The organism is Shewanella sp. SR43-8 (genome assembly GCF_014163775.1).
Taxonomy (GTDB): domain Bacteria; phylum Pseudomonadota; class Gammaproteobacteria; order Enterobacterales; family Shewanellaceae; genus Shewanella; species Shewanella vesiculosa.
The window spans coordinates 57,419-75,873 of record NZ_JACJDX010000011.1 but is presented as its reverse complement, the minus strand read 5'-3'; the positions used below and the strand labels follow the sequence as shown (position 1 = coordinate 75,873).

At 42.2% G+C, this 18,455-nt stretch carries 15 protein-coding genes; 7 read left to right on the top strand and 8 right to left on the bottom strand.

Annotated elements, in window-relative coordinates; translation table 11 throughout:
• Positions 1-11: 11 nt before the first annotated feature.
• Positions 12-815 carry a tRNA cyclic N6-threonylcarbamoyladenosine(37) synthase TcdA gene (tcdA, locus tag H5114_RS15140; RefSeq protein ID WP_404948358.1) on the bottom strand — a complete coding sequence of 268 codons (804 nt, stop codon included), beginning with the start codon at positions 813-815 and terminating at the stop codon, positions 12-14.
• A 798-nt stretch (positions 816-1,613) separates the two neighbouring features.
• On the opposite strand from tcdA, the gene H5114_RS15135 reads away from it, so the two are divergent.
• The gene (locus H5114_RS15135; protein WP_124017283.1) at positions 1,614-2,642 is read left to right on the top strand and encodes a porin; all 1,029 of its coding nucleotides are present in this window, start codon (positions 1,614-1,616) and stop codon (positions 2,640-2,642) included.
• 164 nt (positions 2,643-2,806) lie between these two features.
• Here H5114_RS15135 and H5114_RS15130 read toward each other — a convergent pair whose 3' ends face one another.
• The 4 genes from H5114_RS15130 to H5114_RS15115 are packed head-to-tail and all read right to left on the bottom strand — an operon-like array spanning position 2,807 to position 6,369.
• Entirely contained in the window at positions 2,807-3,124 is a 318-nt protein-coding gene (locus tag H5114_RS15130; RefSeq protein ID WP_124017282.1) for a putative quinol monooxygenase, read from the bottom strand.
• Positions 3,125-3,138: 14 nt separating this feature from the next.
• Positions 3,139-3,597: a GNAT family N-acetyltransferase gene (locus tag H5114_RS15125; protein ID WP_182723362.1), complete on the bottom strand. Its 459-nt coding sequence runs from the start codon at positions 3,595-3,597 to the stop codon at positions 3,139-3,141.
• Between the two features lie 44 nt (positions 3,598-3,641).
• Positions 3,642-5,273, bottom strand: coding sequence for a DHA2 family efflux MFS transporter permease subunit (locus H5114_RS15120; RefSeq protein ID WP_124017280.1), 1,632 nt, complete (start codon positions 5,271-5,273; stop codon positions 3,642-3,644).
• 1 nt (position 5,274) lies between these two features.
• The gene (locus H5114_RS15115; RefSeq protein WP_182723361.1) at positions 5,275-6,369 is read right to left on the bottom strand and encodes an HlyD family secretion protein; all 1,095 of its coding nucleotides are present in this window, start codon (positions 6,367-6,369) and stop codon (positions 5,275-5,277) included.
• Positions 6,370-6,465: 96 nt separating this feature from the next.
• Here H5114_RS15115 and H5114_RS15110 point away from each other — a divergent pair, with 96 nt between their 5' ends.
• A complete protein-coding gene (locus H5114_RS15110) occupies positions 6,466-7,404 on the top strand; it encodes a LysR family transcriptional regulator (protein WP_124017278.1) in 939 nt (312 codons plus the stop codon).
• A 267-nt stretch (positions 7,405-7,671) separates the two neighbouring features.
• Positions 7,672-7,794, top strand: coding sequence for a hypothetical protein (locus H5114_RS20545; protein ID WP_011635985.1), 123 nt, complete (start codon positions 7,672-7,674; stop codon positions 7,792-7,794).
• A 138-nt stretch (positions 7,795-7,932) separates the two neighbouring features.
• On the opposite strand, the gene H5114_RS15105 is transcribed toward H5114_RS20545, so the two are convergent.
• Complete coding sequence (locus H5114_RS15105; RefSeq protein WP_182723360.1) at positions 7,933-11,106, bottom strand: TonB-dependent receptor; 3,174 nt, start codon at positions 11,104-11,106, stop codon at positions 7,933-7,935.
• Positions 11,107-11,400: 294 nt separating this feature from the next.
• Here H5114_RS15105 and H5114_RS15100 point away from each other — a divergent pair, with 294 nt between their 5' ends.
• Positions 11,401-12,207, top strand: coding sequence for a S1/P1 nuclease (locus tag H5114_RS15100; protein ID WP_182723359.1), 807 nt, complete (start codon positions 11,401-11,403; stop codon positions 12,205-12,207).
• Positions 12,208-12,332: 125 nt separating this feature from the next.
• Here the strand turns inward: H5114_RS15100 and H5114_RS15095 are convergent, their stop codons facing one another.
• Positions 12,333-13,826 (bottom strand): SO_0444 family Cu/Zn efflux transporter, encoded by a 1,494-nt coding sequence (locus tag H5114_RS15095; RefSeq protein WP_182723358.1) that lies wholly within the window; start codon positions 13,824-13,826, stop codon positions 12,333-12,335.
• A gap of 2 nt (positions 13,827-13,828) precedes the next feature.
• Positions 13,829-14,290, bottom strand: a complete 462-nt coding sequence (gene zntR, locus H5114_RS15090; protein WP_124017274.1) for a Zn(2+)-responsive transcriptional regulator — start codon at positions 14,288-14,290, stop codon at positions 13,829-13,831.
• 328 nt (positions 14,291-14,618) lie between these two features.
• Between zntR and purH the strand changes: the two genes are divergently transcribed.
• From purH to H5114_RS15075, 3 genes are all read left to right on the top strand, one after another.
• Positions 14,619-16,208, top strand: coding sequence for a bifunctional phosphoribosylaminoimidazolecarboxamide formyltransferase/IMP cyclohydrolase (gene purH, locus H5114_RS15085; RefSeq protein WP_182723357.1), 1,590 nt, complete (start codon positions 14,619-14,621; stop codon positions 16,206-16,208).
• A gap of 211 nt (positions 16,209-16,419) precedes the next feature.
• Positions 16,420-17,721, top strand: a complete 1,302-nt coding sequence (gene purD / locus H5114_RS15080) for a phosphoribosylamine--glycine ligase (protein ID WP_182698420.1) — start codon at positions 16,420-16,422, stop codon at positions 17,719-17,721.
• Between the two features lie 255 nt (positions 17,722-17,976).
• Entirely contained in the window at positions 17,977-18,195 is a 219-nt protein-coding gene (locus tag H5114_RS15075; RefSeq protein WP_182698421.1) for a hypothetical protein, read from the top strand.
• Positions 18,196-18,455: the final 260 nt, after the last annotated feature.

Genomic DNA, 18,455 nt, shown 5'->3' with positions numbered 1-18,455 from the left:
ACTTAACGATGCTAAACTGTTCTCGCGGCTAATTTACTCAGTACACGACTCACAGCAACAAAAGCAAATGTTCCCGTCACCATAGTAATGGCGCCAAAACCAGAAGCGCAATCCATCCGCATACTGCCTTGTGCTGTTTCCTTAGTGTTGCATACGCTGCCATCAGCTTGAGGATAGACTAGATGTTGGGTCGAAAACACCGCATCTACAGCAAAGCGGCGCTGAATATTTTTAGTAAAATTATAATCTTTGCGTAATATGTTGCGCACTTTTGCCAACAATGGATCTTGTACTGTTTTAGCCAAGTCAGTCACTTGAATTAAGGTCGGATCGGTTTGGCCGCCAGCACCACCAATAGTCACTAGGGCAATTTTATTGCGCTTACACCAAGCAATTAAACCTGCCTTAGGTTTTACCGCATCAATACAGTCAATCACATAATCAATATCACCACCCTGTGAGGCAGGCTTAAAATACTCCGCCAGATTGTCTAAAGTAATAAAATCTTCTACTTCATTAACCACACACTCGGGATTGATTTCACCAATGCGTTTTGCCATAACCTCGACTTTTGATTGGCCAATAGTAGAGGTTAATGCATGTATTTGGCGATTGGTATTGGTAACACAAATATCGTCTAAATCGATAAGAGTGATCTGTCCTATACCACTTCTCGCTAGAGCTTCAGCGACCCAAGTTCCGACGCCACCGATACCCACAACCACCACATGTGCTTTTGAAAAAGTCGCGAGTGCTGCTTGACCATATAAACGGCCGACACCAGCAAAACGATGAGTATAAGATTCTGACAACATTGGTTACGCCCTAATTAACGACTATTTTTTCGCGGCTAATTTTAAACGATTTATCGCCAAAGCTAAACGTTTGTCACGATTTGCTCGACATGAATCTGATTAAGGTGGCGGTTCAAGTTATTCATAAGCATCTGATGTAAGCATTTACTGATAATGCTCCACATCAACTTGGATAAGTGTTGCGATAAAGTAATCAAAAATAACCTGTGGTTAAACTATCCAAATAAAACTGACACTTTAGTTACTAAAAAGTGGATTGATACCTCAAGAGCACGTCTATTACGAATTAATACAAGCAATTAATCTTCGCAATAAGCCAGGAACAGCATTTTGTAGTGGTCAATAAAGGCCTCACTCTGGAGGTAATCAAATATAAATGGGTCGCTCAAACTAATCGATTATCACAAAACGCTTAAAAAATGCTTAATTTATGACCTTATTAGACTAAAGAGATCAATTTATCATTCAATATTCGCGATGATTAAATTAACATGGGCTAAAATACAATTCTGTAACTTTTGTGGTTGAGCGCTAGCCGATTTTACATAAATAGGTACGCCCCTAAGAGGCAGATTTAAGACATATATTGATTTAATTACACAGATGGTCGCTGATATCACAGATTTATCGACAAAATTTCAAGTTGGGCTTGTTTATTTGATCTAGCCCACACTATGAAGGAACTAAATCTGTGAAAATCTGCACCAGATTGTTACAGAATTAAATCTGCGACAAACTTCACTAACTAAAACCATGAAAAATGGAATATAGAACATAACGTTCTAGGGAGCATGAAAGATGAAAAAAACCTTAATCTCTGCATCGGTAGCATCAGTACTCACATTAGTTTCTTTCGCTACACTTGCTGAAGGCCCAAGTTTCTATGGTCGTTTAGATTTAGCTGTGACTAATTCTGATAAAGGCGCTACAACTCAAAATGGTAAAGAAGGCACAGTATTAGAAAACAACTTTTCTAACTTAGGCGTAAAAGGCAGTGAAAAGTTTGCTAACGGTATTGAACTGTTATACCAAATGGAATTCCAAGTTGAAAATACCACTCAAACTGAAGGCAAAAATGGCAGCGACGAAGTCGTATTTAAAGCGCGTAACACATTCTTAGGTTTAAAAAGTGACGCTGGTACTGTGTTAGTCGGCCGTAACGATACAGTATTCAAACAATCTGAAGGTGGCATAGATTTATTCGGTAACTTTAACGCCGATATCGATCGTATGATTGGTGGCCAATTACGTAGAGCTGACGGTATTTGGTACTACTCACCAGTGATTGCTGGTTTAGTCACATTAAACGCAACTTATTTAATGGATGACAACTACGAAGGTTCAGATGAAGACCAATATGCATTAAGTGCAACCCTTGGTGACAAAGGTCTTAAAGCACAACCTTATTATATTGCTGCAGCTTATAACACTATTGGTGGTATTGATGCTTATCGTGGTGTGGCGCAAGTTAAGCTAGGTGAGTTCAAGCTTGGTGGTTTATACCAAAACACTGAAAGCCAAACCACTGATCAAGAAGGTGATTCTTTCTTCCTTAACGTATCTTACAACCTAAACGGCGTAAACTTAAAAGCTGAATACGGTCAAGATGAAGCTGGTTTTGGTAGTTACTACAAAAATATTAAAGAAGCGACAGGTACAGACGTAAATATCACTCAAATTACTGTGGGTGCTGACTATCGTATCTCTAAGTCAACCTTAGTTTATGGTCACTATGCTATGTATGAAGGCGACCACAAAGTCGGTACTGCTACTGTTGATTTAGAAGATGACAATATCTTCACTGTTGGTGCACGTTACGACTTCTAATCATAGTGCTAGCCGCTTCGGCTTAACAGCATAAATGATTAAAAATGCCAGTCTATGTAGACTGGCATTTTTGTATTTGTAATACCATCATTACGATGTGGTCATCAGATGTTAAAAAGTGATTTAAAATTAGGCTGTTGCACTTTACGATTAACAACCGTCAGCTAAGCAATCACTTGATTGAACACTTCAACATGATGTGATTCAACCAACTCTGGCATCACATGGTGAAAATAATGCTCAATCGCATCTTTAGCGCAATGTTGATCAAACGCAGCTCGGTCGACAAACTTTTCCACAAAGGCGACTTTATTGTCATCATCTATACTGATATTCAGTTCATAACGAATACAGCCTAGCTCACGTCGAGTATCTGGAACTAAACTTGCCAATGCAGCCACTAAGGCATCGCGTTTTCCTGCTTTAGCGGTAAACTGAGCGACACAAACAATTTGTTGGGTATTTATTGCGTAATCTGACATTATTTTTCCTTACATTAATAAATTAACAGCATATCTAAATGCTCAATCCCATCTTCAAGATACACTGCAGAATTAACTACGAAACCATGCTGTTGATAAAACTGACGTAAATAATCTTGCGCACCGATTTGGATATTGTCATTGGGCCAATGTCGTTTGGCAATACTAATAGCTCTTTGCATTAATTGATTAGCAATCCCCTGACCCCGTATTACTTTCGCCACAGCAACACGGCCAATACTGGCCTGAGGATAACTCAGACTAGGTGCTAACACACGACTATAGGCCACAACATGGCCAAGCTCGTCCAGCCCAAGTAAGTGCCTTGTTTGCGGATGTTTGTCTTTACCATCTAACTCAGGGTACGGACAATTTTGTTCCACCACAAACACATCAACTCGAAGTTGTAATAACCCATAAAGTTGTTCCAGCGTCAATTCAGAAAAGCCAACATCTACCCATTGTAATGTCATCACAAACCTTATTTATCCCTGCTCTATATGCCATATTAGCATGATTAATGTATCTCACTAGGCTCATCTGATGGGCTTTTTTCTGGGGGTTTTCGAATAAATAATACTGCAAAGACTGCGATAAAAAGAAAACATGCCATAATAAAAAACACATCATTATAGGCTTGAATATACGCTTGTTGTGACATGGTTTTAGCAAGTAAAGCATAAGCTTGCGAGTTAGCGCTTACAGCGTCCGAGCCAGCAGTCTGTAATATCGAACTGGTGTGAGCGATATAATTATAGGCTTGCGAACTCACGGCGGGTAAAGTTTCTTTTATGTGTGCCAAATGCCCCCTTGCGAGGTTATCGGTTAATGTTGCCACCAAAGCGATACCAAACGCCCCACCTAAATTACGCATCACATTGAGCACAGTCGATGCCGAAGCATTTTCATGTGGTTTTAAATGCATGGTCGCCAAAATACCAATAGGAACTAAGATAAACGGTTGACCCAAGGCACGTACTATTTGCGAGGTAATCATCTGATCACCCGCATAATCAAGAGTCATATTGCTATTCATGTAATAACTGGTGGCAAATAAAGCGAATCCAAGTGCAGCCAGATAACGCGGATCAAACTTCTGCATTAACTTAGGCACTAAAGGTAGCACCAGTAATTGTGGAAAACCCATCCACATAATGACTTCACCTATTTCTAGCGGAGTGTAGTCATGAATTTGTGATAGATATAAGGGGATCATGTAAATCGCCCCAAATAATGCCATACCGAGTAAAAAGTATGCCACGGTAGACAAGGCAAAATCACGCTGAGCAAGCAGACGGATATTAACTAAGGGTTGTGCTTTACGTAACTGAATCCAAATAAATAGACTGATATTAATGGCGGCAATTATCGCGAGGTTACGAATAAGATCTGAACCAAACCAGTCTTTACGATTGCCCTCTTCTAGCACCACTTCTAGGCAACCCATACCCAGTGCCATCGTCACAATACCGGAATAATCAGCATCTTTTAACTTTTCCCAAATAATGGGTTTGCGCTCTAAACCATAAGCTAACATCGCCATTACCAATAAGCCTGGCGGAACATTAATATAAAATAAATAATGCCAACTAAATTGCTCAGTTAACCAGCCTCCCAGCGTCGGCCCAATAGAAGGGGCAAATGTGGCCGTCACCCCAAACAAAGCCATACCCATAGCACGTTTATTGTCAGGTAAGCACTCAAGTATGAGTCTAAATGCTAACGGAATTAATGCTCCACCGAAGAACCCCTGCAAGGCACGAAAAGCAATCATCGACTCAAGGTTCCAAGACAAAGAACATAATATCGATGCCAAGATAAAAGCCGCTGTGGTCCAGAGTAAATAACGTCGAGTCGATAATCCGGTACTTAACCAACCCGAAAGGGGAATCGCGATCATCTCTGCCACTAAATAGGCGGTAGCAATCCAGCTACCCTCCTCTAAAGTGGCGCCTAAACTACCTTGGATCTCTTTCATCGACGCATTGGTGATTTGAATATCCAAAATCGCCATAAATGCACCAATTAGGCCGCCCGCAACGGCTATCCAAGATCGGACACTACCACGCTGGTACCCAGTCGGTTTATCATCCTGTTTACTAGCAGAGCTAACTTCAGAAGCATTTACCTCTGCAGTTGATTGACTCATATTAATGCCCTGCTGCCGCTAACGTGGCTTGATCAGCGGACGACTTAGCCAGCGCCTGAGATTGAGCAGCAGATTCAGTATCGACTTCAACCACCGCACTCAGTCCAGGCAAAATACGTCCAATAGCAGATGAAGACTGCTTTCGTTCAAGCCGAATGCGCACCGGAATACGTTGAACAATTTTAGTAAAGTTACCGGTCGCATTTTCTGCAGGTAACAAGCTAAATTTAGAGCCCGATGCTGGAGCTAAGCTGTCGATAAATCCACTAAACACCTCATCAGGATAGGCATCTAAACTGACGTTAACGCTTTGTCCGGCTTGCATGTGCTCAATTTGAGTTTCTTTAAAGTTAGCAGTTACCCACACTTGAGTATCTGGTACTAAACTAAACAATGCCTGTCCCGGTTGAACATACTGGCCTACCATGGCACCACGCTTACCTATAATGCCTGAAAATGGCGCTGTAACGCGTGTATCAGCCAATTGAATATTGGCTAATTCGACACTAGCCTCAGCCTGCTTAACATCTGCTTGCACTTGCAATAGCTGAGCATTAAACACTGATAATTCACGCTGTTTAGCCACCAATGCAGCTTGAGCTTCATCGACATGTGCCGAGGCAGAATCGAAACCCGCCTGAAGTTGGTCAACATCATTTTGTGAGCTGTAATTACTGACTTTTAATTTTTGTGAACGTTTTAATTGTTGCTGGGCGATTAACTGTTCAGACTGTGAGGCCACAACAGCAGCCTTAGCCTGATTAATTAACGCTTGCTGCAAATCAACCTTCGCCGCCAAGGTTTGCAAGTTAGCTTGCGAGCTGGCTAATAAGGCTTTACTTTGGGCTAGCTTGGCAACAAATTGGCTATCTTCAAGTTGAGCCAATAGTTCACCTTTGCTGACATGTTGATTATCTACCACGGTAGACTGGACAATATAACCTGGCACTTTGACACTGATATTAGAAATATCGGCCTCGACATAAGCATTATCCGTTGATTCTATAAATCGAACTTGTGACCACCAATAAACACCGGCAACAACTAATACAAGGATAATACTTGGCACTAATACTAAGCGCTTATTGATAGACATGTTTGACTCCTAATTTATTCTCGCCTAGTTTACTACTGTTTCCTTTAGTTTATTAGATAGTAAAAATATAACCCACTGTTCCACAGGTGTAACAATATGGATCTAAATCGTGTACAAATTTTCTCACAGGTGGTTGAACAAGGCAGTTTTACTGGTGCAGCCAAAGCTTTAGGGATCACCAAAGCCACAGTGAGCAGAAAGGTTGCTGAACTCGAAGCCGATGCCGGTGTGCTATTACTATTTAGAACCACTCGATCATTAAAACTGACCGAAGCGGGTTCGAGTTATTACCATCGCATCAGTAAAATTTTGCAAGATTTACAAAATGCCGAAGACTTACTCAGCGCAAGCCAACAAGATATTAAAGGCAATTTAAAAGTAATTTGTCCTATCGAGCTAGGTCAGTTATATCTGGGGCGGATTCTTGCGCGTTTTTTGGCGACTTATCCCAACATTACCATTGATGCAGAACTGACTAACCGCAAAGTAGATGTAATAGAAGAAGGCGTCGATTTCTTATTTCAAATTACCGAACAACACGATCCAAAGCTGCAAAGTTACTCTCTGGTGACCGCAAGCAGACAATTAATGGCAAGTCCAAGTTACCTTAAACGTCATGGAGCTCCCGCAACACCGCAGGACTTAATGAATCATACTGCAATCAAGCTTCAATCTGCCCATATTGATGGTGGCTGGCGTATTTTTGATGGCATCAAATGGCTAGATCTGGATCCACCAGCACAGCTGAAGGTCAATAATGTTACCTTTGCCCGAGAGGCAGCCATTGAAGGCCTAGGTATTACCGCGGTACCGGTTTTTATTGCTCAAGAAGCTATTGATAGTAAGCAACTACTGCCAGTATTAGAAGATTTCCCCATGATGCAAACTAAGGTCACACTCAGCTTTCCCAAGCGAATATATCTCCCACGAAAATACCGAGTATTCATCGAATTTTTATATGATGCCCTGTTTCAGCGTTGGGGAGATGGTGTGCTGGAAATCCCCGACTTTATAGTACAAAACAATCATAATTAAAGATGAGTTTTTAAGCACAAAATAATCTATAGGATATATAGATATTTTTAACTGACTAGGTGCTAGTATCAACTCAATAAAGTGATTAATTGAGATCATAGAGGTCAGCTTTCGCACTATTAATTCGCAATATCAATGATAAGTTTGGTTCAGGAAATTGTTCAAAGGCTAGGTAAGTATTAAGCGACTGATCCATTGTCTGCTGCAATACTAACCACACACATTACATTTATTAGTCACGCATAATGCGCGCTAGGAGCTATACAAATGAGCAAAGAACGTAATAATTCAAAAGAAGCGAAGAAAAAACCGGCATTATCTTTAAAAGAGAAACGTGCAGTTAAGCAGTCAAAAAATTCACCTGAAAATTTTGCCAGCAAGATCAAATAATTTATGCGTCGTTTAACCTATAAATAGCTTGATGCAGGCATGCTGAGCACATAAAAATACCGAGCTAATTGCTCGGTATTTTTTGTTTAGCGCTTATTTATTCGCGCCCTGCTTAACAGCACTCTACTTAACAAAGTATTAGAACTTGTACTTCACGCCCACTTTAAGCTGCCAAGCAGATTTGTTGATGTCATAAGTATCATAATTGTTAGTCTCAATACCATCTTGGCCAAATGGAACAGAATAAGTATAAACTCCCGTCGTCGCATTGTAGTCATGATCAACTAACTTAGCATTATTAAAACTTTGGTATTCAACCACGCCCCAATCTTCATTAACTAGGTTAAGTACGTTTTTGATATCAAAGTATAAAATACCTTTATGCTCGTCAGTAAATCCTGGCAACTCTTGCGTAAAGCGGAAGTCTAACTGATGTATCCATGGCTGGTTGTCAGTACCTTTTGGTGCTATACCACCGGCATATTGGCCTAAACCAATTTCATCAATAGCCGCTTTAAACTCCTCATAAGTTAATCCACCCGCATACTCAACATTGGCATCATCAGCACCCGTTGGAATGTAAGGTAAGTAATATGATGCGCCAGCAAACTTACTTTGATCACCTAAATTACCATCACGATATGAACCTAGTGTCCAGGTTAATGGGTTACCTTCACGAGCTTCGTAGAATAAGTTAAAGCTAGAGTTATAACCTGCAACAAACTCTACATCATAACCCAAGCTAAAGGTGAAGCGATGCGGTGTTTCATAATAGCCAGTCCCCATAGTGGTGCCATTACGATCATATTGTACTGGAGTATATTGATAATTAGACGTTGCTGTAGATGACGAGCCTTGGTTGCCTTCTTCAACTGAGTTATATGCATAGCCCGCACGCATGCTAAGACCCATATCCCACTCTTTGGCAATCGAGAAACTTAACGTCTTACTTGAGCCATCTTCTTCTGCATTGGTTAACATGAGGTCATAACGCTCGGTATTACCACCAGCACCATTATTGGCTAATGGGTCCCATGTTTCGTATACCACACGGCCAGTGGCATCGGTTTTCACTTGGCGACGGGCTAAATCAACCCAAGCTAAGTCGTTTTCTTTTTGAATGTATAAAAATTCACCACCCACAAACCAATTATCACCTAAAGCACCTAAATCCCATGTACTGTCAAAACCAATACTTGCACGCCAGTCAGAAGGTAACTCAAAGTTAGGGTCGATGGCATTAACATTACCGTCGCCACCCACTAAACCCGCTTGAGCATCTGCTGGAACATTGCCAAAATCTGGAGTGCCCCAAGCAGGGTTCCAACCGTCGTTATAGCTTAATAAGCTGTTGCCATCATTTGAAAAACTATTTGAAATCCATACTGATGGTGAGCCACCACTGTAACGACCCACACCACCGTATAGGGTCACATCATCGCTTAACAGGTATTTAAGCCCTACGCGAGGTAACCAAATATCTTGGCCATCTAAGGTTTCGTTGTTAGCAAAACCATATCGATTAACAAAATTTTCATTTATGGCTGGTTTATCTGACATGCTAATGGTTTCATAACGCATGCCAAACGTGAGTTCTAAATCGGCCGTAATATCCCATGTGTCTTCAACAAATAATGCCAAGGTGTCCATGTTAAAATTGGCACTTACATCATTTGGATTACCTGAAGTTGCATTTTGATAACGGAAACCATCGACAGTCCCTGTCGCTAAGTTATCAATAGAATCAAACTCCCAATTACCCAACACATCTTGAGCAAATAAGTTAAATATTTCAACGCTATTGTATTGAGCTCCAAAGCCAATATCATGATCGCCTAAGTAATAGTCGCCCACAAAACGTAGCTCAAGATTTTGGTTATTTAACTCGTTTGCTTGGCGAGAACTGTCAGTACCAAAAATAACTTTATCACCTGACTTTTCGAAAGTTTGTACCGACACCATACCAATGCCTAAGTCATCAATGGTTTTCGATTTAGTGGTGGTATCTTTATAAGCAATTTTGATCTCAGTACTAAAATCGTCAGTCCAATCGCTATATAAGTTTGCCGCGTAGGTTTCTAAAGTCTCTTCTTTATCATACCAAGTGCTTGATAATTTTAATGACGAACTATTCGATGACATGTTGTTAGTTAAATTACCTACGGTCGATTGGTAAGTAAAACTAGCACGGTGTTGGTCATTAATATTCCAATCCACTTTAGCTAAGATTTTTTCATCTTTTTCTTGTGGTGAGGTGGTGTAACCGCCAATGCTATCAAGACCATAAACAGACTGGGCAATTTGCTCAATTCGAATAAGCTCTTCTGAAGTCACATCTGACTCATTGGCAAAACCAGCGCCCTTTGGCCCCCACTCAGCTGATTTTGGCGCATCAAAGTTTTCATATGAGCCAAAGAAAAACAGGGTATCTTTAATTAGAGGGAAGCCAACCGTGCCACCAAATGTGGTTTCTTCAAAATCTTGGGTTAAGGTGTCACCAGAGTCTTGGTCTTTACCATCACCAGCCATACTATCGTTGGTGGTTTCCCAAAAAACCGTACCAGATAAATCATTGGTACCAGACTTAGTGACCGCGTTAATTTGCGCGCCCGTAAAGCCACCACTACGAGCGGAATAAGGCGATACGTTTAGGGCAACACTCTCTACTGCGTCGATAGAAATAGGTGAACGCTGAGTTGGATAGCCATTTGAATTAAGACCAAAATCATCGTTTTGAGAAATACCATCGACGACGAAAGTGTTAAAACGTGGATTCATGCCTGCCACGCTCATTGAAATACCGTCAGTGCCCACAACAGCCATTGGGTTTTGGCGTAATACATCTTTTAAATCACGGCTAATACCCGGTGCATTAGCAATATCTTGCTCACCAAAATCACTGTTACTGCCGGCGCTTCGATAATAACTCGCATTGCCAACGACACCTACACGCTCCATAGCAGAAATGGCCTCTAGCGTGCGGTTGAAACGGAATGTTTCGCCTAATCCTAAGTAGACATTGTCTTCAATTGTGTCAGCAAACACATCAGAATCAACTTTGATAATATAAGGACCACCGACACGCAAACCACGGGCAGTAAACTGCCCGTTGGCACTCACAGGAACTTCAGTAACAGTTCCGGTTGGCTGGTGGATAATAGTAATTTTTGCATCAGTCACAGCATTACCCGCAGGACCTATAATCTGACCACGAATATCAGATGCGGTATCGGCCGCCATTGCAGGTAGAGCAATTCCCATAGCAAAACATGTCGCCAGCGCGAGACGACTCATCTTATGATTAAGCAACATTTCAAACCCCTGAATATTTTTATATTTTAATGTTTAGTTACCCGTTTATCGGGCTTGGTAAATCAATAGAGCAAAAACTTCAGGGCGAAGTCTAAGGTCGATATGTTGCATTTTAATGTCATTTTTAAACGAAAAAAGCCACAGAAAAACAACTTTGGAGTAACACATAAATGTCATATTGTTGCTATATAGTCGCGACTCGAGTCTGTGTCACGACATAAAAATCATCTCGTATGCTGGCACATTAAAGACGCGCTTCTTGCTTTAGAAATAATAATGAATGGGAAATTTTTTATGAAATCGTCTGTTTTACTGAATAACATGTTATTGCTGGTGAGCTGTGCTTTGTTCACCTTAACATTCAGCCTCCCAGCCAAAGCATTTGGTCAATTAGGTCACAGAATTATAGGCCAAATCGCTCAAGCCAATTTGTCCCCAACAGCTCAACAGCAAATAAACCAACTGACAGATGGCGAAGGCTTAGCACAAATGTCGACTTGGGCAGATGAAATCCGCTCCGATAAGATCTGGAATCGTGCTGCCCCATGGCATTACATTTCAATTGAGGACGATGAAACATGGAAGACCGTTAAGCGTAATCCTGATGGCGATATCATAGAAAGTTTGCAACGCTTTGAAAAAGTATTAGCGAACCCTAAAGCCAGCCAGCAAGAAAAATGGCAAGCATTGGCATTTTACGTACATTTTGTTGGCGACATTCACCAACCACTACATGTGGGTCATAGCCATGATAAAGGTGGCAATACCGTTAATCTGAAGTGGTTCGGCGAACTTACAAATTTGCATACAGTGTGGGACAGCAAACTAATAGAACAGCAGCAGTTAAGTTATACAGAGTACAGTGATTTTTTAAAGCGTATTAACGAGCAACAACGCCAAAAGTGGATAGGTCAAAGCTATTACCAATGGGCAGATGAGTCAAAAGCATTAAGGCAAGGTGCTTACCAGCTCGAACAGAATTATCAAGGTGAAGACGATTTACGTTTTAACTATGTATTTACCAGTAAACCAATTATCGAGCAGCGATTGCAGCAAGCAGGCATCAGATTGGCAGAAAAACTCAATGCTATTTTTAACTAGCGCTATTACTAGTTGTTATCTTTATTGTGGGCCAGCAATGTTTAGCTTAATAAAAAGCCAGTGATATTTATCACTGGCTTTTTATGTACTTAACTCACTTTAGTTAACCTATTTGGCGTAACAGATCACGAGCAACACCCCTTCTCTTTATGGCCTTTTGGGATCATGTCCCACAATACTTTGGCCATTAACACCGCAAGCACAATGCCAGAAACAGCCACGATGCCTTGAGGTAGTAAGGCATGCTCTTGGCCAATTTGCGGCATCACTTCAAAACCAAAGGTATCGACTAAATAATTGACTAATATGCCAAATACTAACGCTACACCAATCACGCCACCAAGATAGCCATATAATGCGCGCTTACCTAGCTCTTTAGTCACCACACCTAAAGTGGCAATATTGGTCGCAGGCCCCGCCATCATAAATACCAATACTGCACCTGGTGATACCCCAGCCAATAACAAACCAGCAGCAATGGGGGTTGAAGCAGTGGCGCAGATGTACATCGGGATCGACACCAGTACCATCACGAACATCGCCAGAATACCGTCGCCCCACTTAACTAAAAAGTCAGCCGGCACATAAGTCTGCACGATGGCGGCGAAAAATAATCCGACTAATAGCCACAAAGTTGTGTCTTTAACTAAATCTGTTGCGGCGTAATGCAAACCCGATAACACTCGGCTGAATACGCTGTTGTGCTTCAATTCTGTTGCCATATCTTGGGTCGAAGCGCAGCAACTGGCTTGATCGCTGCTTTCACTTGGCGCCTGGCTTTGCGCTTTAGAGGCGCAACAACTGCTTGTTGCTGCCACTTCAGCTTGCGGCTCAATTTTACTACTGCAACAGCTTGATGTAACCGTTTCGTCTTTTACTTCATCTTTCACTGTCGCGCTGCAACAGCTTGAGGGTACAGATTCAATGGGTTTATCAGCGGCTTTAGAGGCACAACAACTCTGCTTTGCTTCTGCAGTATTGGTTGAAAATGAACGCGCTGGCGCCATCGGGCTCAACACAGACTCAGGCTTAACTGATGCTGAGTTAATCGCCGTCATTTTTACGCTAGCAGTTTGCATTGTACTAGCAGGGGTTTGATGTGTTGATGTTGTTTCAGGGCTAGGCGTTGATTTAGAGCCACAACACGATGAAACTGCTTTGGCACTTGTTAAGCCATCTGTTGCCGCTTGCCCTTTTGCAGATGCTGATGCTGGAATACCGTCATCGTCATCACGGCCGACTAACAACCCCGCCACTATCGCACTGGTAATCGCCGCAATCGGACGCACAATAGCCATAAAAGGCCCGAGCAAAACATAGGATACGGTAATAGAGTCAACGCCCGTTTCTGGGGTCGACACTAAAAAAGAGGTGGTCGCCGCTTTTGAGGCGCCAGCTCGACGCAAACCGACTGCAGCAGGAATAACACCACAGGAACATAAAGGCAAAGGCGCGCCTAATAATGCCGCCTTCACCACGGTTTTCATTCCATGGCCACCGAGTTGCTTTTGCATCCATACCATAGGCACAAATACTTTTAACAGCCCAGCAAGCACTAGACCCAGCAACAACCACGGAGCAGACTCTAAAAATAAGTGCAGAAAATTGGTCAATAACATGCTTAATCCTTATGACCTGGTTGAGAAAAATGATGATGTTCTTTTTTAGCAATAATGTGTTTGTCTGACGACTCTAACGCTTCAAGTATTGAGCAATGCTCAGCACTATCAGGTCCGCCACAGCAGGTATTCGATAAACTCTTCAGTGAAGTGGCAAAATGTTGTAGCTCAGCTAACTTGGCTTCGACTTGCTCAAGCTTAGTATCGACTAAGCCTTTAACATCAGCACATGCACGGTTTGACTTGTCCACTTCAATAGACAGTAAATCGGCAATTTCATTAAGCGAAAAACCAACCGCTTTAGCACGTAAAATAAATTTAAGTCGCTCGGAATCACTACTATTATAGAGTCGATAACCGGCATCTGAACGGCTGGATGGTGATAATAAGCCGTGTTTTTCGTAAAACCGTAATGTGTCAGCCTTAATGTCGTACAAGGCAGAAAGTTCGCCTATTCGATACATATCGTCACCGCCGCTTGAGATAATGAAGCCATCAATCTAGTGTAGATTTTACCTGAGTATAAACCTTAGAGTTTAATCCAAGGTCAAGGGTTGTTTAATGATTATGTTTGCGTATCTTTGTTCTTATTTCAATATTGTGAAATCACGTAGAAAAAACACCTTAAAGAAGCGGATTACGATAAAATACGTCCGCCTGATCACAACACAGTCGGCCTAGAAGGTATTAAGCAATCGTAAAAACACTATGAGGGACTTTGGTAAAGCAGACTTAGCCTGATTCTGTTTTACGAAAGATCCTTAAAATCAAACTAGTGGACCCTGTACCTACATGAATAATGTCAGACCAATTCGTCGCGCGCTATTAAGCGTATCAGATAAAACTGGAATCCTTGAGTTTGCACAAGCGCTGCATGCACAAGGTGTCGAACTCCTGTCTACGGGCGGTACTGCAAAACTACTTGCAGACAACAACATCCCGGTAATTGAAGTTTCTGACTACACAGGTCACCCAGAAATTATGGATGGTCGTGTTAAAACCTTACATCCAAAAATTCACGGCGGCATTTTAGCGCGTCGTGGTATCGACGAAATCGTCATGGAACAAAACGCCATTAAGCCTATCGACTTAGTTGCAGTTAACTTGTATCCATTTGCAGAAACCGTTGCAAAACCAGGTTGTACCTTAGCGGACGCTGTTGAGAACATCGACATTGGCGGCCCAACCATGGTGCGTTCAACCGCGAAAAACCACAAAGACACTACGATTGTGGTTAATGCAAAAGATTACAGTCGCGTCATTACAGAAATGCAAGCTAACAACGGCAGCACCACGCTAGCAACGCGTTTTGACCTAGCGATTGCCGCATTTGAACATACCGCCGCCTATGACGGTATGATTGCTAATTACTTTGGCACTATGGTTCCGGCGCACAGTAACGACGAATGCCATGACGACTCAACATTCCCACGGACGTTTAATTCTCAGTTCATTAAAAAGCAAGATTTACGCTACGGTGAAAACAGCCATCAAAAAGCGGCGTTTTATGTTGATAACCAAATTGATGAAGCCTCTGTTGCCAGTGCGATTCAGTTACAAGGTAAGGCACTGTCTTACAATAATATCGCCGACACAGACTCTGCCCTTGAGTGTGTTAAAGAATTTGAAGGCCCTGCCTGCGTTATCGTTAAACATGCTAACCCTTGTGGCGTTGCATTAGGCGCTAACTTGTTAGAAGCTTATGACCGCGCATTTAAAACCGACCCAACCTCAGCGTTTGGTGGCATCATCGCCTTTAACCAAGAGTTAGATGCTGACACTGCGCAAGCGATTGTTGACCGTCAGTTTGTTGAAGTAATTATCGCCCCGAAAGTGAGCCAAGCTGCTCGCGATATTATTGCCGCTAAAGCTAATGTGCGTTTACTCGAATGTGGCCAGTGGAATACCAAAACCACAACGCTCGATTACAAACGCGTTAATGGCGGTTTATTAATACAAGATCGCGACCAAGGCATGGTCGACTTAGCCGACGTTAAAGTGGTATCTAAGCGTCAACCCACTGCTGCAGAATTAAAAGACTTAATGTTCTGCTGGAAAGTGGCTAAGTTTGTTAAATCGAATGCTATTGTTTACGCCAAAGATGGCATGACGATCGGCGTGGGTGCAGGCCAAATGAGCCGCGTTTACTCAGCTAAAATAGCGGGTATTAAAGCTGCCGATGAAGGTCTAGTGGTTGAAAATTCAGTAATGGCATCAGATGCCTTCTTCCCATTCCGCGATGGTATCGACGCCGCTGCCGCGGCTGGTATTAGCTGCATTATCCAACCGGGTGGTTCTATTCGCGATGAAGAAATCATCGCTGCAGCAGACGAGCACGGTATGGCCATGGTATTTACTGGCATGCGCCACTTCCGCCACTAATAAACGCAAATATGGGTATCGCTTATCAATCTTGCTTTGCTAAATGTTTTTGCAAAAGTAGATAACAAGCGATACTTTTTAAATTTTGTTTAAACGAATTAGAGCATAGCTATTTTTTCTAGTTCAATGAAAGCACGCGCAGCTTATAAGGATAAGTGGGCATGCTTGAAGCAGAAATAGAGAACATAGCGCAGCTATAAAAGGATTAAAGATGCAGGTACTTATAATTGGTGGCGGCGGTCGTGAACATGCTCTAGCTTGGAAAGCCGCTCAGTCTGCTCAAGTTGAAAAAGTTTTTGTTGCACCCGGTAATGCCGGTACTGCCTTAGAACCAAAATTAGAAAACGTTGCCATTGATGTAGAGCAAATTGACGCCTTAGTCGCCTTTGCCCAAGATAACGCTATTGCAATCACAATTGTCGGCCCAGAAGTTCCATTATCGTTAGGTGTCGTTGACGCTTTTAATGCCGCTGGTTTAGCGATTTTTGGCCCAACTAAAGGTGCTGCGCAGCTTGAATCGTCAAAAGCCTTCACCAAAGACTTTTTAGCCCGTCATCATATTCCTACAGCTGAGTATTCAAACTTTACTGACATTCCATTAGCTAAAGCGTACGTGACTGAACTGACGAGCAAAACAGGCTTTCCAGTTGTGATTAAAGCCGACGGTTTGGCTGCGGGTAAAGGGGTGATTATCGCCGCAGATCAAGCCCAAGCTGATGCCGCCATTGATGACATGCTAGCAGGCAATAAGTTTGGTGATGCTGGTTCACGCGTGGTGGTTGAAGAATTTTTAACAGGTGAAGAAGCCAGCTTTATCGTTATGGTAGACGGCAAAAATATTCTTGCTATGGCCACCAGCCAAGACCATAAAGCCCGTGATAATGGCGACTACGGCCCTAACACTGGCGGCATGGGTGCATACTCACCAGCTCCAGTGGTAACACAAGCTGTACACGACTGGACTATCGCTAATGTTATTCGCCCAACGGTTGATGGCATGGCGGCTGAAGGTAATGTCTATACTGGCTTTTTATACGCAGGTCTAATGATTGCACCAGACGGTAGCGCCAAAGTGCTTGAGTATAATTGCCGTTTTGGTGATCCTGAAACCCAACCGATCATGATGCGTTTACAGTCTGATATTGTGGAGCTTTGCTTAGCAGCAACTCGTGGCGAATTAGACAAAGTCACTGCAGACTTCGACCCACGTGCGGCTGTTGGTGTTGTTATGGCTGCAGGCGGGTATCCTGACGCGTATAACAAAGGCGATGTGATTGACGGCTTAACCCTTGGCGATACTAACGGGAAAGTGTTCCATGCAGGAACCTGCATCAAAGACGGCCATGCAGTGACGAATGGTGGCCGCGTGTTATGTGCTACCGCATTAGGAAATACCGTCACTGAAGCACAAAAAGCGGCTTACGCATTAGTGAATACCATCCACTGGGATGATGTCTATTTCCGTACCGATATTGCTTATCGCGCAATAGCTCGTGAGCAAGCTAAAGGCTAAATAGCGAGTATCATTTAGCCCATTATAAAAATCCCTGTGATGGCAACATCTCAGGGATTTTTCATTATTAACAATGTAGTGCGAAAAATTAATTACTGTTTAGATTATCCATCATCAGCCATTTTTTTGATTTAGATCACAAAAACATCTTATCCCATGGCGCAATCTACTAAGTCCAAAGGAGTGTGATGAGCTTTCAGCTCTTTCAACTTCTGTACTTTAGATAGCCTATTCATAAAGATTTTGGAGGATTAAATGAAATTTTCTAGCGGCGACCTGATTTATCAAGGTGAAAAGTCAGGGGTACACAATTGGAATACCGTGTCAGGAACCTCTTTTTATTGGCATCCTGATTGGTTACATATTGCAGAAGACATGACAGGTCACAGCGCGACAGCAAAACTCGATGTAGTCAAAGGAAAGGCGACTAAAGCAGATGCTGAAAAGACCATAATAAGTCATTTAAATAAATAATCTGTGTCATAGCAATACTGATGTATTGCCCATATCGCTCTATTAACGCTCTTCGTTTCCATGAGGATACGTCTGGTAACACCAGGTATCCTCAGCGGCTATTTATTCACACCAAACCTTATATATCACATATATAACCACACAAAGTACTTAACCAAGCACACTCATAGTTAACCGTAATAAAACCCCATCATAAAAATACCTGTTAAGCCCAACAATGTTCGACTTAACAGGTATTTTTATGTCAGGATGTGGACCTG

Bases quoted from the DNA above. Each gene is read 5' to 3' on its own strand.
- H5114_RS20545 (WP_011635985.1), top strand. From the start codon at position 7,672: ATGAGCAAAGAACGTAATAATTCAAAAGAAGCGAAGAAAAAACCGGCA.
- H5114_RS15095 (WP_182723358.1), bottom strand. From the start codon at position 13,826: ATGTTATTGACCAATTTTCTGCACTTATTTTTAGAGTCTGCTCCGTGG.
- H5114_RS15100 (WP_182723359.1), top strand. From the start codon at position 11,401: ATGAAATCGTCTGTTTTACTGAATAACATGTTATTGCTGGTGAGCTGT.
- H5114_RS15130 (WP_124017282.1), bottom strand. From the start codon at position 3,124: ATGTCAGATTACGCAATAAATACCCAACAAATTGTTTGTGTCGCTCAG.
- H5114_RS15105 (WP_182723360.1), bottom strand. From the start codon at position 11,106: ATGTTGCTTAATCATAAGATGAGTCGTCTCGCGCTGGCGACATGTTTT.
- purD (WP_182698420.1), top strand. From the start codon at position 16,420: ATGCAGGTACTTATAATTGGTGGCGGCGGTCGTGAACATGCTCTAGCT.
- H5114_RS15075 (WP_182698421.1), top strand. From the start codon at position 17,977: ATGAAATTTTCTAGCGGCGACCTGATTTATCAAGGTGAAAAGTCAGGG.
- H5114_RS15135 (WP_124017283.1), top strand. From the start codon at position 1,614: ATGAAAAAAACCTTAATCTCTGCATCGGTAGCATCAGTACTCACATTA.
- H5114_RS15110 (WP_124017278.1), top strand. From the start codon at position 6,466: ATGGATCTAAATCGTGTACAAATTTTCTCACAGGTGGTTGAACAAGGC.
- H5114_RS15115 (WP_182723361.1), bottom strand. From the start codon at position 6,369: ATGTCTATCAATAAGCGCTTAGTATTAGTGCCAAGTATTATCCTTGTA.
- H5114_RS15125 (WP_182723362.1), bottom strand. From the start codon at position 3,597: ATGACATTACAATGGGTAGATGTTGGCTTTTCTGAATTGACGCTGGAA.
- H5114_RS15120 (WP_124017280.1), bottom strand. From the start codon at position 5,273: ATGAGTCAATCAACTGCAGAGGTAAATGCTTCTGAAGTTAGCTCTGCT.
- tcdA (WP_404948358.1), bottom strand. From the start codon at position 815: ATGTTGTCAGAATCTTATACTCATCGTTTTGCTGGTGTCGGCCGTTTA.
- zntR (WP_124017274.1), bottom strand. From the start codon at position 14,290: ATGTATCGAATAGGCGAACTTTCTGCCTTGTACGACATTAAGGCTGAC.
- purH (WP_182723357.1), top strand. From the start codon at position 14,619: ATGAATAATGTCAGACCAATTCGTCGCGCGCTATTAAGCGTATCAGAT.